The sequence below is a fragment of the Flavobacterium cheongpyeongense genome, from assembly GCF_003202435.1.
GTDB lineage: Bacteria > Bacteroidota > Bacteroidia > Flavobacteriales > Flavobacteriaceae > Flavobacterium > Flavobacterium cheongpyeongense.
Genome location: NZ_QJHK01000002.1, coordinates 15,898 through 30,905, shown reverse-complemented (window position 1 = coordinate 30,905; position 15,008 = coordinate 15,898). Strand labels below are relative to the sequence as shown.

The following is a 15,008-nucleotide window of genomic DNA, read 5'->3' as shown; positions in this document are numbered from 1 at the left end:
TTTTTAATTAACCTGATTATGGATTTTGTTGTAAGTCTGGAGCGTACTCAAAATAGATTGAGGCAAAAGGCAATTGATAGCGATCACTGTTTGGGGCAAGTGTAAAAGTTTGGCTGCCAAAAGTATGTGTAATGGTTTTGGCAAATTCAGGTTCTTTGTTTAATCGTTTCAAATCAAACCATCTAAAACCGCCTGTTCCCATTAATTCTCTTCTTCTTTCTGCCAAAACTTTAATCAAAGCATCTTTACTGTCTGTTGCGGTTAAAGCCACATATTCTCCAGTTCTGAATCTTTTTTGTCTTAATTTATTGATTTCTGCTATTGCCTGATCTCCTGCTCCTGCTCTCGCCAGACACTCGGCTTTAATAAGCATCATTTCCGGAACTGTTGGACCGGCATTTCTGCTTTCACCTGTAAGACCTTCTTTAGAATAAGATCGTCCTATGGTATAATCAAAATTAAAGTTACTGGAGGGTTGTGTAAATAACACATAACGCAAATCATTGGTATCAAACAAATTGATTAGTTCATTGCTTAACGATAGTAATTGAGGTGCATAAGTGTAAGTTCCATATCCATTCCACTTTGATAATATCAATTCTTTGTCGAGTTTTCTTGATGGATAAGCTTCAAATTCATAATCTTCAAGATTGTTCAGTGTATTTTGTAAGGCCAGTGCTTTTTCTGCATTTTCTAAAGCCAATGGATAGTTACGCATATACAAATACGTTCTTGACAAAAGTGCATAAGCTGCTGCTCTGGAAGGAAATGCTACATTATTACCTGAATTAATTGGCTTCAAACCAGAATTTACAGCATCATTAAGATCGCTAATAATCACATTGTAAGCCTCCTGAACAGAAGTTCTTTTAATGTTATCAGATACTGTTGGCGTTGTAAACAATACAATTCCGGGATCTGTTGCTGAAGTTGAGGCATCATAGGCTTTTCCAAAAGTATTCACTAATGTTAAAAAGATAAAGGCACGGTGAACTTCTGCTTCTCCTTTTAAGGCTGCTTTTTCGGCTTCTGTTCCATTTGTGCTTTTCATTACTTCATTGATTACGATATTGATATTGTATAATGCGTTGTACAGATTCTCCATATCATAATCTCTTTCCCCTTCAAAATAGATTTTATCTGCCCACTTATACAAATTAACAAAAGGTCGGTAATAATCGGTTGATGTTAATGCGCTGGTTTGTGACTCATTTTGAAAACTTATATCATCTGATGCAACATCGATATTGCCATAAGCTTTGTCTAATGTGGAAGTGTTGTTTAAAAGATATCGGTAGTTTTGGGTTTCCTCCGGTATTAATTTTCCTTCGGTCTTAATATCAACGTAGTTATCACAGCTTAAAACGATTGCTCCTACTGCAGCAATTGTGATGTATTTTAAATATTTTTTCATCTTTAAAAATTAAAAATTAAGATTTAAACCAATTGAATAAATGGCTATTGCCGGCAGTTTCATATTAGTTCCGGTATAAGGTAAAAAATCAGGATCTAAACCGTCTTTGTTTTTTCTCCAGAAGAATCCAAGATTTCTGGCTGTAAAAGTTAGAGAGGCTCCTCTTACTATGCCTCTGTTTATTAGGTCTGTCATATCGTATTTTAAAGAAAGTTCTCTAAAACGAATATGATCTCCTTCTATAATTTGGTCTTCTCCAAAAACATACCTCACATAACTAAACCCGGCTGAACCCTGAATTCCCGGTACAGAAGTCGTAGCTTCATCTCCCGGATTTCTCCATCTTTGATCTATATCGCTATTTAAATCGTATTGGTTAAATCTTCCTTGTCTGTTGACATAACTACCATAAGTTGGTTTAAATAATACATAATCAAATTTGTAAGTGGCCAGGATATACAATGACAATTTTTTATAATTAAAAGTGTGACTGAAACTTCCGTAATATGAAGGAATATTGGTCCCCATATATTTCATGTCTTTAATATCTTTTAGAGAAGTAAAAGAATTTACAATATTACCTGCTTTATCATAAATCAGGGTTCTTCCTGTTGCATCCAATCCGGCTGATCTAAATGCAAATACACTGTTTAAAGCATATCCTTCAATAGGCGGTGTTGTTCCTGAACCGTTCAGATACTGACTGTAATTTTTAAAACGAGAATCGGTAATATCTGTTTCATTGAAAGAAACTACAAGAGCTGAATTCCATGAGAAATCTTTAGTTTTAAGAACAATTCCGTTTAAACTTAAATCAATTCCGTGCCCTTGTAAAGTTGCCGCATTTTGTACCAGCGAATTATTTGATACACCGTAAAATGCTGACACCGGGAACTCTACAATTAAATCTTTACTGTTTTTTTTATAATATTCAACTGTACCGCCTAATCTGTTATTTAATATCGAAAAATCAACTCCTAAATTTAAGATTGCTGTTTTTTCCCAGCGCAAATTAGGATTTGCCGGCTGCGAAATAAAAGCATAAGGCTGCTGCGAAAAGGAATCTAAATTGCTTAAACTGATATTGGTAAAAGGAAAAACATTTAAATTGATATTTCCGTTAAATCCGTAACTCGCCCTCAAATTCAAACTATTAACCAGATTCACATTTTTAAGAAAAGATTCGTCTTTAATATTCCATTTTGCTCCGGTTGACCATAATGGCGTTCTTCTTAGTTTTTTATCTACTCCAAAATTGTTGTAGTCGTCCAAACGTGCACTTCCGGTAAGGGTATATCTGTTTTTGAATGTATAACCGGCATTTGCATAATACGATAAAAAACGTCTTTTAAAATCTTTATGCTCATTTCCATTGCTCAAAGTATAGTTGTAACCGTTTACATCTACATAGTTTTGTGAAGGTAAATCGACAGATGTCTGCGTTTTTGGGTTATAACCGTAAAGTGTTCGTGAATCCTGAGTTTCTCTCGTTTCCCTTGCTTCTATACCACCAATAGCATTAATCAAATGGTCTTCGCCAATAATACCGTCATAGTTTAGTTGTCCTCGCATAGTAGAACTGCTTTTTCCAAATTCATTACTTTGAAAAATTCCTCCGTTTGGAATCGCTCTTACTAAATCACCATTATTGTTTATTGATGTAGCCGAGTTAATTCTGTCACGTGTATAATACGTATTTTCGTTATACATATTATCATTTGACGAAGTTGAAGTTTCTATAGAGTAAGTTCCAACAGCATCCAGACCTTTTAATAAAGGAACTGTTGCAGAAACAGTAGCTCCAAAATTTTGCTCGTTTACCTCATTATCTTTATTCTTCAATTCATCAATATAATTATAAGTCCATGGTAAATATCCTGCCTGCTCCAACGGAATGGTTTGCCCTGCATAATAATGACGGTAATAATCAACCGACTTACCATCATCATCAATAATCTGATTATAAGGTAATAGAGTAGTTGCTGAAATTCCTAAAGGAGAAAGTCCTAGTCCATTTTCGTTATATTTAAAAATAGAACCTCTTAAGTTAGTTGTCATTTTTAGATAATTAAACAGCTTAAAATCCTGATTAGATAATAATGTCAAACGCTGTCCGTCGTTTCCTTTTGACTGTGTTTCTTCTTTAGAATAGGATCCTGACATGAAATAAGAATAATCATTTTCTGCTCCGCTAAATGACAAATCATAATTTTGACTTGTTGAAGCCTGCAAGAAATATTTTTCTGCCTGACCATACGTATTACGGTTACGTAAAACATCTAAACCTGCATTTCTCTGAGCCTCTGTTATTTGACCTCGTTTGTATTGAAACATCAAATCCATTCCCTGGCTAACAGGAGAAGTAAGCATATAGGTTACATTTGCAGGATCTGTTACCAAATTTTTATTTACAAATTCCTGCTCCAGATTTAAAACCTGAGAAGAATTCATAAGCGGTAATTTAGATAAAGAAGGTTTGTTTGAAAAAGAATAATTTTGAGAAAAATTAATTCTTGTCTGACCCGATTTTCCTTTTTTGGTGTCAATGACCATAACTCCGTTTGCTGCTCTTGCCCCGTAAATAGAAGCCGCTGCCGCATCTTTGAGGAAAGTAATTTTCTCTATGTCATTTGGATTTATCGTTCTGATATCTAATTCTGTAGGCGTTCCATCAAGTACAATTAAAGGCATTTCGTTGGAATCAATGGTAGATTTTCCTCTAATGGAAATATTATAAGCTGTTTTTTCAGATTCTGAGCCAAATTTTCTTCCATAGACAAATGTATTATCTGAATCTAATAAATCTAACTGAAGACCTGCAACCTGCCCTTCTAATCTATGCAGTACATTGTTCACAGGTACTTTTTCTAAATCTTTGGCACTAATTACCGCAATAGATCCTGTAGAACGCTCTCTGTCAATTTTTTGATATCCTGTTGATACGATTTTTACTTCATCTAGTTTACTTACATCTTCCAGCATGATGGGATTGATAATCAAACTGTCCGAAACTGTAATTTCTAGTTTTTTGTATCCTAAATATTCAAAAACAAGAACATCTCCTTTGTGAGCCATAATTTCGTAAGAACCGTCAAAATTGGTAACAGCACCGTCTTTGGTACCTTTAACCCAAACCGATGCACCAAATAAATTTTCTTTTTTTGCATTGGTAACAACTCCTTTTATCTTTACTTTTTCTGCCAGTACTGTAGTAGTTCCATTTTTAACATTTTCCTTTACGGCTATAACAATCAGCTTATTATTAACAAATTCAGCTTTATAAGCATCACCAATTAATTCTTTCAATACTTGCAGCAATTCTGCATTTTTTACTGAAATATTTACTTTTCTCTGCGCATCAAAAACATCATTACTGTAAAAAAACTCAACATTTGTTTTTCTGGTAAGTGATTTTAAAACGGCTGCTACTGACTGATTTTTGGCATTGATTGTTACCTTTTGCCCATAAGCAAAAGCAACTATGTGGCCTAAAAAAATGGATAATATTAGGGATTTCCTCATAATGCAAAGAAATTTATCCCAAAGTGCGGATTTTACCCCACAATCTTTTGCGGATAGGTTTTTTTTCATACTTTTAAATGTTTTGGTTGGTTAAATTGAATTCGATCTCTTTTTTCGACTGAACAAATACTAGCCGGGAAATACTGCAATATTTTCCGGTTTTTTTGTTTTACTTACTTATAGTTACTTCATAGGTTTGGTTTACTTTGGTTATTTTATATTTCACATTCGATGTTTTACTTATGATATCAAGAAGATGTTCTATAGGTTCTTCTTTTAAAACAATTCCGGTGAACTTAATCTGCCCGATCGATGTGTTTTCGAACTTGACATTAAAGTTGTACCATCTTGACATTTTGGCTAATATGCTTTTAAGGCTTTCATTTTCAAAATAAAATTTTCCATCTTTCCAGGCTGTATATACCGATGGATCCACAGTTGCAACAGTTACAGAACCATCATTTTTAGTATCCACATTTGATTGTTCTCCGGGATTTAAAACCACCGATTTTTTTTCATCAGCACCAAAATCAGAAACTTTTACTTTTCCTTCTGCAAGTGTGGTTGCAAAAGTGTTGTCTTCTGCATAAGAACTTACATTAAAGTGTGTTCCTAAAACTGTAACATTCCCGAATTTTGTTTTTACAGTAAACGGACTGTGTGGATCTTTGCTTACTTCAAAATAAGCTTCTCCTTCAAGAATTACAGTTCTTTTGCTACCGCTAAATTCAACCGGATATTTTAATGATGATTTTGAGTTCAGCCAGACTTTTGTTCCGTCTGAAAGATTAACGGCATAAATACCCCCAACAGGGACAATTAAGGTATGCTCTCCGGAAGTTTGACCTTTTAAGTTTTTAGCATCGTAAACTAAAACGTGATTCATATTCGAGATCACCCCATTTTTTGAAACTATTTTTTCTTTTTTAGCCTCTAAGGAAACTAAAGTGCCATCTGCCAAAACTAAAGTAGGACTGTTATATTTTGGAGAAATAGTTGTAACACTAATTTCTTCTTTCTGAGCTGCTTTATTATTTATAAAAAGATAAGAAGCGGTAAGACCAAGTAAGAATAAAAAAACTGCCGCATATTTCAGCAGGTTTTTATATTTGAAAAGAGGAACAACCGGTACATGATTCTGATTGATTTTTTCTCTGATTCTTTCGAATGCAATATCAGTATCAATACCGCTGTAAAATGATTCTTTCGATTTTAAAGTTTCAAAATTAATAACCTTTTGATAATATGCCTCGTTTTCGGGCACCGAAAGCCATTTTTGCAAAAAAACATTCTCCTCTGTCGATAATTCACCCAGAAGCAACTCTTTTCTTATGAGGTCAGCGATTATAAATTCTTTTCTTTCTAAAGACATATTTTTGATATTAAGTATCTGTTATTAACATTTTAAGTAAATGTTATATAACTAAGAGTACGAAACATTAAAAATGGGTGGAAGGTTTTTTGAAAAACTTTAAAGAAAAAGTAAAATAAATAAAAGTTCGGAGTGATTTTTTAGTTTTTCCTTTAATAACTCAATGGCACGGGCACGCTGTGACTTAACCGTATTGACAGAAATGTTAAGCTTTTCGGCTATATCTTTATACTTCATTCCTTCAAGACAGGAAAGTTCAAAAACTTCTTTACATTTTTCGGGAAGCGAATTTAAAGCATCTATTAAAACAGCGTATATTTCTTCTTCCAAAATATTAAAATCAAATTCGGGAGCATCTTCAGACAATGATTTGTCAAGTTCTACTGATTTTATTTCTTTTTTTAAAACAAGTAAAGACCCGTTTCTGACCATCCTGTACAAATAGGATTTTACGTCGACAATTTTTTCAAACTTTAAGCGGTTTTCCCAAAGTTGAAGCATCACATTTTCGACTACTTCCTCGGCCATAAAATTATCTTTTACAAAACCAAAACTATAGCTCACAAGTCGTGGATATAAAGAATAAAAAAGTTCTTTATAGTAGGTTTCATCGATTCTGATATTTGTTTGCTCTGTAATAATTTTGTCTAAATTTTGTTGAACAAATATATAAGTAATATCAATAAAACTGCCTTTTTACAAAAGATTTAGCATCAAAACTAATGAATAGAAGTAAAAAAGTAGGAATAAAACTCGATTTATTATTATTTGAATTTTTACGATAACGTTTGAACAAAATGATACTATTATTGCCTTCGATATATTTTTGTCCCTCATCTATGGCTTGCAATTCTGTCCTGTATCGCAGTAACCCGTTTGGTGAAATTATAAAAAAAGTCAGTTGGGGAACTTATTGTGTAGAGAAACATAACAAAAAATGTATCGGGAATCGTTTTCAAATCATGATTTTTCTGTTATAGATATCATTTTACATAAGAAATTACTCTTAAATAACGAGAAATTAGCATCAAATGCTAAGTACACCCAATGTATCTTTAAATTCCATAAAAATGTATTTCTAATACCAAAGCTAAAAAATCATTAATTTTGTTTAAATTTATACTCAAAAGATTAAACAAAAAAAACAATGAAATCCATAATTTTAAAAATCGACAATAGTGTATTGAATGAAGTTCAGATCGATAGAATTATTGAAATGGCCTGGGAAGACCGCACACCATTTGATGCTATAACATTTCAATTTGGTCTGTCTGAAGCCGATGTAAAAGCTTTGATGAAAAAAGAACTAAAGTTCAGCAGTTACAAATTATGGCGTGAAAGGGTTGAAAAGTGCAAAACAAAACACGCTGCAAAAAGACCTCAGGCAATGAATCGATTCAAGTGCAGAAGGCAAAAAGCAATTTCAAATAATAAAATCTCTAAACGTTAAAAAAATATTAGCAAATGATCCAAAAAGACAAACCCGATAATGTAGTATTTTCTAACGAAGAGGGCTATAATGCAAGCCTGTTACCGTATGCCACTAATGTAGGTGCGCCGGTAATAAAAGCTGATGATGTTGCCGGCTGGAAAAATACGGGTATCAATAAGGTAAACAGAGAATTTGAGAGTAAATTCAATGAACTAAAAATTCAATACCAGAATTTAATCAAAGAATTCCAGTGGAATGAACTGGTGTACAATGCCAGATTTTCTTTTGAACCTATTGTTGGTGAAATATATCACTTATATAAAGATACAGACGGTTTTGATTTTCTCTCCCTAATCGGACCTAATGAATGGAATAAGGAACATGTAGGTACTTTTAGACTTAACAGTGATAAAAAGTGGATACGCATCGATTAAGAGGTCCTACATTTTAAATCTGTTGATTCTGAATTACTCAAAAAGTCAGTTCGGTTTTTGTGTAACGGAAACGGAACAAAAAGATACCGAAACCCGTTTTTGATGATGTTTTTTATTCTCGGTTCAATTTTCTATCAAAATTACCCGAACTTAAGAAAAAATAATCATCAAAAACGAATTTGACCCAATGCGTTTTTTTATAAAATTTAAACCTAATGAAAAACAAAACAAATTTTAAGACCAGTGACCTGCAAAAAATGGACAGACAAAATGCCGTTCATTTAATCAATAGTCTGGGAGGTTTCAAAAGTGTCGCATTGGTAGGAACTTCTGATGTACAGGGAAATACAAATTTATCCATTTTTAGTTCTTTTTTTCATATTGGTGCCAATCCGCCTTTAATTGGAATGATTTTTCGTCCGAGTCCGCCCGAGCGTGATACTATGAGAAATATTATGAATACGGGTTTTTATACCATTAATCATATCAACGAGCAGATTTATAAGCAGGCACACCAGACATCAGCGAGGTATAACAGAGAAATCTCAGAATTTGACGCTACAGGGCTTAGTGCAGAATATAAAAATAACTTCGCTGCTCCTTTTGTAAAAGAAAGTAACATACAGTTAGGTATCCAATTTAAAGAAAAAATAGAAATTGCAATTAACGATACCAGTATGTTTATCGGGGAGATTGTCGAAATTTTTATTAGAGAAGACTGTCTTTCTGAGGATGGTTTTGTGAATTTAGAAAAAGCCAATACACTAACATGCTCCGGACTGGACAGTTATCATAAAACCATACAGTTAGACCGGTTAAGCTATGCTAAACCCGATAAGGAAATTACCTCACTACTCAAAAGCTGAACAAAAAAAAGATAAATATTAGGTGGTTTAAATGTGTTTTTTGTTTTAAAGATCCTGTTTTTTGTTTCGTTTTTAAAGACCTAAATTGACAAAAATAGTAGCAGGAACACTGTCTGAAATTATTTTCAATAGTGCATGAGTTTTTACGTTAGTTTTTCAGATTTTTTTTGAAGTACAATTTTGTACCTGTAAACAAGATTGCGTTTTAATGTTAAAAACACGTATAAATACTCTTTTTTCATCTCTTCGATGTTCACAAATTTAGCATTGAATTTAAACAATTGTAAATCAGTAGTTTATTTGTTTTTTTTACTCGCACTAAAATTTGATTTGTTATCTGGAGTTATCTGATAAAACAATATCTGTGTACTATTATTACAAATTATCTTTTCATTTTGAAGAAAGACAAAAAAGTAATTACCATCAACAATCAGGTACCTGAAAAATGAACATTCAAAATATTTATTAATTAAAAACAAACTACCATGGCATCAATGGTACCATCAGACAAAAAGAACAACTACGAAAGATTATTTGCCTCCTGTACCATAAAAGAAGATAAATACCCTGAAATTGACAAGATAACAGCAAAAATACTTTTAAATAAAGTCAGATATCAAACTATGGGGGATCTCTTGCAAATTCCTTGGTATGTTATTGCTATTATACACTGTATGGAAGGTAATTTGAGATTCGATACCCACTTACATAATGGCGATTCACTTAACAAACGAACAGTACAAGTTCCTGCGGGACGTCCAAAAGCAGGAAATCCGCCTTTTACGTGGGAAGAAAGTGCTAAGGATGCTTTAGTATATGACAAACTAAACTTGTGGACAGATTGGAGCATTGCCGGAATCTTATATAAGCTGGAATTATTTAACGGATTAGGATATTACAAACAAGGAATTAATTCGCCGTATTTGTGGAGTTATTCTAATCATTACACAAAAGGAAAGTATATTCAGGATGGGCGATACGATCCTAGTTCAATTTCTAAACAATGTGGGGCAGCAGTATTGCTAAGACGTTTAATGGAGCAGCAATTAATAATCCTGACAAATGGTAATATTGTAGAGCAAATTCTGAAACTGGGAAACAAAACAATGTATTATACAGGGACTGTCTCCAGGGAGGCTAAAGAATTGCAAACTTTACTTAATAGAGCCGGAAGTGTATTACGAGTCGATGGCAAAGCAGGCGAAAAAACGTCTAATGAGTATTTCAAGTATAGCCACACTTATTTAGCAGGAGATCCAAGAAATATTTGATTTGATATGCTAATCTAAGTTAGTTGTTATATAAATTTTAATGTCTGATATACCCATTTTTTATAAATCATAAGCAAACAAATAACCCTTTGGGGTAAGTTTTTGTTCATAATTTTTCATCAAGTTTAATAAAAATATTGCAGTGCAGAATGGTATAAAAAAAAAAAATTGATTTTAAAGATACCGATCGGTATTTATAATTATATTTGTAGCAAACTTTTTTACATAAAGCAGAAATCATGAATACATCTGAATTTATATTAGAGAAGGTAGCACCAATTTTTAATAAACAAGGCTATGTAGGAACTAGCCTGGCCGATATAACCAGTGCGACCGGACTTACAAAAGGCGCCATTTATTGCAATTTTTTGAACAAGGAAGATTTAGCATTGAAAGCTTTTCAGCTAAATATAACTGTAGCAATAAAACCTTTATTCAGAATAATTGCCAATACACATGGCAGTATTAATAAATTATTCTCAATAACAGATTACCAGCGCAGTTATTATGATTTAGTCAAGGATAGAGGCGGTTGCCCTATGCTGCGTGTTGGAGTCGATACAAAATTTATCAATCCACTTTTATTTGATGAAGCACAAAAATTATCTCAAAAATTTATCAATGGTCTCACTACTATAATAAAAGACGGTATTGTTAATAATGAAATCAACTCCAATACTGATCCGGATAAATCTGCTAGAGTTATTTTGTCATTAATTGAAGGAAGCTCGCTTTTAGCTTTCACTCATGATGATCAAACCTATATATCAAATACAATGGACTATATCGACAGCACTTTTATAAACAGCATTCAGAAATAAAAAAAATTTAACCCTGTAGATACCAATCGGTATTTACGCAATTTATATTCAAATGAATAAGATATTAAAAACAAAGAGAAAAATCAGATTTCAGGATTGTGATCCTTTTAATCATTTAAACAATTCTAAATATCTCGAGTATTTTATTAATGTTCGTGAAGACCAGATTGCAGAACACTATGATCTTGACATATTTAAATATATGGCAGCGACAGGGCTTAGCTGGGTTGTTGCCTCTAATCAGATAAGTTACGTAAAACCTGCCGCTACAATGGAAACAGTCGTAATAGAATCGCAGTTAATTCAATATTCCGAAAATCTTCTTCTGGTTGAAATGAAAATGTGGAATGAGGATGAAACAGAATTAAAAGCTATTCTATGGATCAAATTTATTCCATACAACATCCTGACAAAAAAAGCAGCGAGCCATTCTGATGATTTAATGAAATTATTTGAATCGGTTTTGGTACCAATTGAGGAATCAATTTTTGAAAACAGATATGTGAAAATTATCAAGGAGTTCAAAAGCAAAACTGCAGCTTAATTATTTTAAAGGATTCATCAGTAGTATTTTATAACTTTTCATAAAAATTATATAAGAACACCTGTAAGTATTTGGGATACCTTTAATGCAGCTTAAAATTGGCAAACTATGAACCCCAATAATCAAAATTCGAAAAGTACTAAAAATAGGGATTCTGAGAATCGGACTGATACCTCAAAACATCCATATAAAGATCATGATGAAGTTTTTAAAATCGAAAAAATTATGATGTTGATACTCAAAAATTCAAATGAAAAGTACCTGATTTTGGTGAAAAACTAAATAATGAAGAAAAAACAAAATGTAAAACGTCTTAAATCAATAATTTATGGCGTTTTTTAATTTTTTTAATGTGAAGTGTTTTTTTAAGAGAATTTATACTTCAAAATCCTAAGTTTGTATATGCTTTTTTCGTTAAATTCGGATATGAAAACAAAACAGGATGTAATAATTATTGGTGGAGGTCTGGCAGGTTTGGCTGCAGCAATACATCTGTCCAAAAAGGGTTTAAAAGTAACCTTGATTGAAAAATCAGAATTCCCGCGTCACAAAGTATGCGGGGAGTATATTTCGAATGAAACCCTGCCCTATCTTCTTTGGCTGGACATAGATGTTTTGTCATTAAGTCCTCAAAAAATTACCTCTTTTGAATTTACAACACAAAACGGCAGAATAGCCAAAGTAAAACTACCCCTGGGAGGCTTTGGTATCAGCAGGTATTTACTGGATTCTACCTTATATGAAAAAGCATTATCAAATGGATGCCAGATTTTAAAAGAAACAGTTACGGATATTTCTTTTCAAAATGATGAATTTTCGGTTGCAACATCGAACGCAAAAGTATCAGCAAAATTAGTGTTGGGAGCCTTTGGAAAACGCTCTAATATCGATCAGTTTTTAGCACGGGATTTTATTACTAAAAAGTCCCCATGGCTGGCCGTTAAAGCACATTATTCAGGTACTGTTCCTAATGATACTGTGGCTCTTCATAATTTTAATGGAGGTTACTGTGGTGTTTCAAAAGTAGAAAACGATATTATAAATATCTGTTATCTGGCAGATTACGCTACTTTTAAAAAATATAAAAATATAGAAGAGTATCAAAAAAATGTACTTTACAAAAATAAATATCTCAAATCAGTTTTCGAAAAGAGTACTCTCTTATTTGATAAGCCGCTTACAATCAGCCAGATCTGTTTTGATAAAAAACAGCCTGTAGAAAACCATATCTTAATGATTGGAGATTCTGCAGGCCTTATCCATCCGATGTGCGGTAACGGAATGGCGATGGCAATACACAGTGCAAAAATAGCATCTGAATTAATACTTGATTATCATATAGGAGTAATTCCATCAAGAAATAGCTTAGAAAAAAATTATGCCACAGAATGGAAAAAACATTTTAGTAAAAGATTAACAATGGGAAGACTTTTATCACACGCCTTAACTAATAAAACAATTACAAATATGTTCATGAAAATCGTTACAGCAATACCTGTTCTATTATACCAAATAATCAAACAGACACATGGAAAACCCATATCAGTCAATTAAATGTCAATAAATACAAAGTACAGGACACTGCAAGCAGAAATAATGGATGATTTTTTGCTTCAGGGAACAGAACTCCGCGAAGCTCTTGATCAGATTGCCCGTATTAATCAATTGCTTGGAGGCAATAAAATAACCTTAAACGGAACAAAAGAGATATTAAAAAGAGTCCATAAATCAAAAACGATAGTAATCGCTGATATTGGTTGTGGCAACGGCGATATGCTTCGCATGCTGGCAGATTACGGTTTAAAAAACAATTTAAAATTTAAATTAATCGGTATAGATGCTAATGTTTTTACTGTAAATTATGCAAAAGCGTTATCAAAAGAATATACTAATATAACCTATTTATGTCTGGATATTTTTAGTGAAGAATTTTCAAAAATTCATTATGATATTGTGCTATGCACCCTTACCCTGCACCATTTTACTAATGAACAAATATTAAATATAATTACTATCTTTAAAGATAAGGCAAGCATGGGGATTATTATCAATGATTTGCATCGTAGTAAATTGGCTTACAGGCTTTTTAAAATAATTTGCATTTTATTTAATCTCAAAAAAATGCCCCGTGAAGATGGTCTGGTGTCTATTTTAAGAGGTTTTAAAAAGAAGGAGCTGGAGGAATTCTCCAAAAAGCTGAATTTATTAAATTATACTATAGATTGGAAATGGGCTTTCCGTTACCAATGGATAATTACAAAAATATGAGTGTCAAAATAATAACTGTTGCCAAGCAACTCCCACAATATTCGAGAACAACAGAAGAAATACTACCGCTTTTGGATGGATGGCTGCAGGGTCAGGAGGAACGTTTTATAAAAAAAGTTAAAAAAATTTTTGAGGGTGCTGCTGTAAGCAAACGATATTCGATTATGGAACCCTTAGAGGTTTTTACAGCAACTTCTTTTGAAGATAAAAATGATATTTACAGCCGTGAAATGATTGTATTAGGCGAAAAAGTTTTAGAAAAAGCGCTCGCCAAGGCAAACTGGACCCCGCAAAGTATCGACTATATTATTACCGTAAGCTGTACGGGTATTATGATTCCTTCTTTAGATGCTTATCTTATCAATAAAATGAACCTGAGACAGGACATTGTACGTCTGCCTGTTACAGAAATGGGGTGTGCTGCAGGAATTTCAGGCATCATATATGCCAAAAACTTTCTTAAGGCAAATCCCGGAAAACGTGCTGCTGTCATAGCAGTAGAGTCACCTACGGCAACTTTTCAGCTTACTGATTTTTCAATGCCCAATGTTGTGAGTGCTGCTATCTTTGGCGATGGTGCTGCATGCTGCCTTTTGTCTTCACACGAAGAAGATAATGGTCCGGAAATACTTGATGAACAGATGTATCATTTTTATGATGCAGAACACATGATGGGTTTTAAACTTACTAATAGCGGCTTGCAAATGGTATTGGATATCGAAGTTCCGGATACGATTGCAGCTAATTTTGGTGACATTATTCATCCATTTCTGAAGAAAAACAATTTAGAAATAAAAGATCTGGATCATATGATATTTCATCCCGGAGGCAAAAAAATCGTTACTACAGTCGAATCTCTTTTTGAAGACTTGGGTAAAAATATTAATGACACTAAAGAAGTATTGAAACAATATGGAAATATGTCTAGTGCTACTGTGCTTTATGTTCTGGAAAGAATCATGGACAACAATCCAAAGCATGGAGAAAAAGGCCTGATGCTTAGTTTTGGCCCCGGATTTTCAGCACAAAGAGTGTTATTGCAATGGTAAATTAGACAAAACAAA

Annotated in this window: 14 protein-coding genes; 10 read left to right on the top strand and 4 right to left on the bottom strand. The window is 33.0% G+C overall.

Annotated elements, in window-relative coordinates:
* Positions 1–16 precede the first annotated feature (16 nt).
* The 4 genes from DMB65_RS02405 to DMB65_RS02390 all read right to left on the bottom strand — a co-directional run bounded on the left by DMB65_RS02405 (position 17) and on the right by DMB65_RS02390 (position 6,923).
* Positions 17–1,414: a RagB/SusD family nutrient uptake outer membrane protein gene (locus tag DMB65_RS02405; protein ID WP_110305081.1), complete on the bottom strand. Its 1,398-nt coding sequence runs from the start codon at positions 1,412–1,414 to the stop codon at positions 17–19.
* Between the two features lie 9 nt (positions 1,415–1,423).
* Entirely contained in the window at positions 1,424–5,005 is a 3,582-nt protein-coding gene (locus DMB65_RS02400; protein ID WP_110305080.1) for a SusC/RagA family TonB-linked outer membrane protein, read from the bottom strand.
* Positions 5,006–5,105: 100 nt separating this feature from the next.
* On the bottom strand, positions 5,106–6,308 hold the full coding sequence (locus DMB65_RS02395) for a FecR family protein (RefSeq protein WP_110305079.1): 1,203 nt from the start codon (positions 6,306–6,308) through the stop codon (positions 5,106–5,108).
* Between the two features lie 99 nt (positions 6,309–6,407).
* Complete coding sequence (locus tag DMB65_RS02390; protein WP_262511960.1) at positions 6,408–6,923, bottom strand: RNA polymerase sigma-70 factor; 516 nt, start codon at positions 6,921–6,923, stop codon at positions 6,408–6,410.
* A gap of 532 nt (positions 6,924–7,455) precedes the next feature.
* On the opposite strand from DMB65_RS02390, the gene DMB65_RS02385 reads away from it, so the two are divergent.
* From DMB65_RS02385 to DMB65_RS02345, 10 genes are all read left to right on the top strand, one after another.
* Positions 7,456–7,758 carry a TIGR03643 family protein gene (locus tag DMB65_RS02385; protein ID WP_110305077.1) on the top strand — a complete coding sequence of 101 codons (303 nt, stop codon included), beginning with the start codon at positions 7,456–7,458 and terminating at the stop codon, positions 7,756–7,758.
* A gap of 14 nt (positions 7,759–7,772) precedes the next feature.
* Positions 7,773–8,174 (top strand): DUF2452 domain-containing protein, encoded by a 402-nt coding sequence (locus DMB65_RS02380; RefSeq protein WP_165834835.1) that lies wholly within the window; start codon positions 7,773–7,775, stop codon positions 8,172–8,174.
* Positions 8,175–8,389: 215 nt separating this feature from the next.
* Positions 8,390–9,040 carry a flavin reductase family protein gene (locus DMB65_RS02375; protein WP_110305076.1) on the top strand — a complete coding sequence of 217 codons (651 nt, stop codon included), beginning with the start codon at positions 8,390–8,392 and terminating at the stop codon, positions 9,038–9,040.
* Positions 9,041–9,525: 485 nt separating this feature from the next.
* On the top strand, positions 9,526–10,311 hold the full coding sequence (locus DMB65_RS02370) for a hypothetical protein (protein ID WP_110305075.1): 786 nt from the start codon (positions 9,526–9,528) through the stop codon (positions 10,309–10,311).
* 239 nt (positions 10,312–10,550) lie between these two features.
* Positions 10,551–11,132 carry a TetR/AcrR family transcriptional regulator gene (locus DMB65_RS02365; protein ID WP_110305074.1) on the top strand — a complete coding sequence of 194 codons (582 nt, stop codon included), beginning with the start codon at positions 10,551–10,553 and terminating at the stop codon, positions 11,130–11,132.
* Between the two features lie 52 nt (positions 11,133–11,184).
* A complete protein-coding gene (locus DMB65_RS02360) occupies positions 11,185–11,676 on the top strand; it encodes an acyl-CoA thioesterase (protein WP_110305073.1) in 492 nt (163 codons plus the stop codon).
* A 108-nt stretch (positions 11,677–11,784) separates the two neighbouring features.
* Positions 11,785–11,958, top strand: coding sequence for a hypothetical protein (locus DMB65_RS22070; RefSeq protein ID WP_165834833.1), 174 nt, complete (start codon positions 11,785–11,787; stop codon positions 11,956–11,958).
* A 144-nt stretch (positions 11,959–12,102) separates the two neighbouring features.
* Positions 12,103–13,230 carry an NAD(P)/FAD-dependent oxidoreductase gene (locus DMB65_RS02355; protein WP_110305398.1) on the top strand — a complete coding sequence of 376 codons (1,128 nt, stop codon included), beginning with the start codon at positions 12,103–12,105 and terminating at the stop codon, positions 13,228–13,230.
* Complete coding sequence (locus tag DMB65_RS02350) at positions 13,231–13,944, top strand: methyltransferase domain-containing protein (protein WP_110305072.1); 714 nt, start codon at positions 13,231–13,233, stop codon at positions 13,942–13,944.
* Entirely contained in the window at positions 13,941–14,993 is a 1,053-nt protein-coding gene (locus tag DMB65_RS02345) for a type III polyketide synthase (protein ID WP_110305397.1), read from the top strand. Before DMB65_RS02350 ends, DMB65_RS02345 begins: the two co-directional genes overlap by 4 nt.
* Positions 14,994–15,008 lie beyond the last annotated feature (15 nt).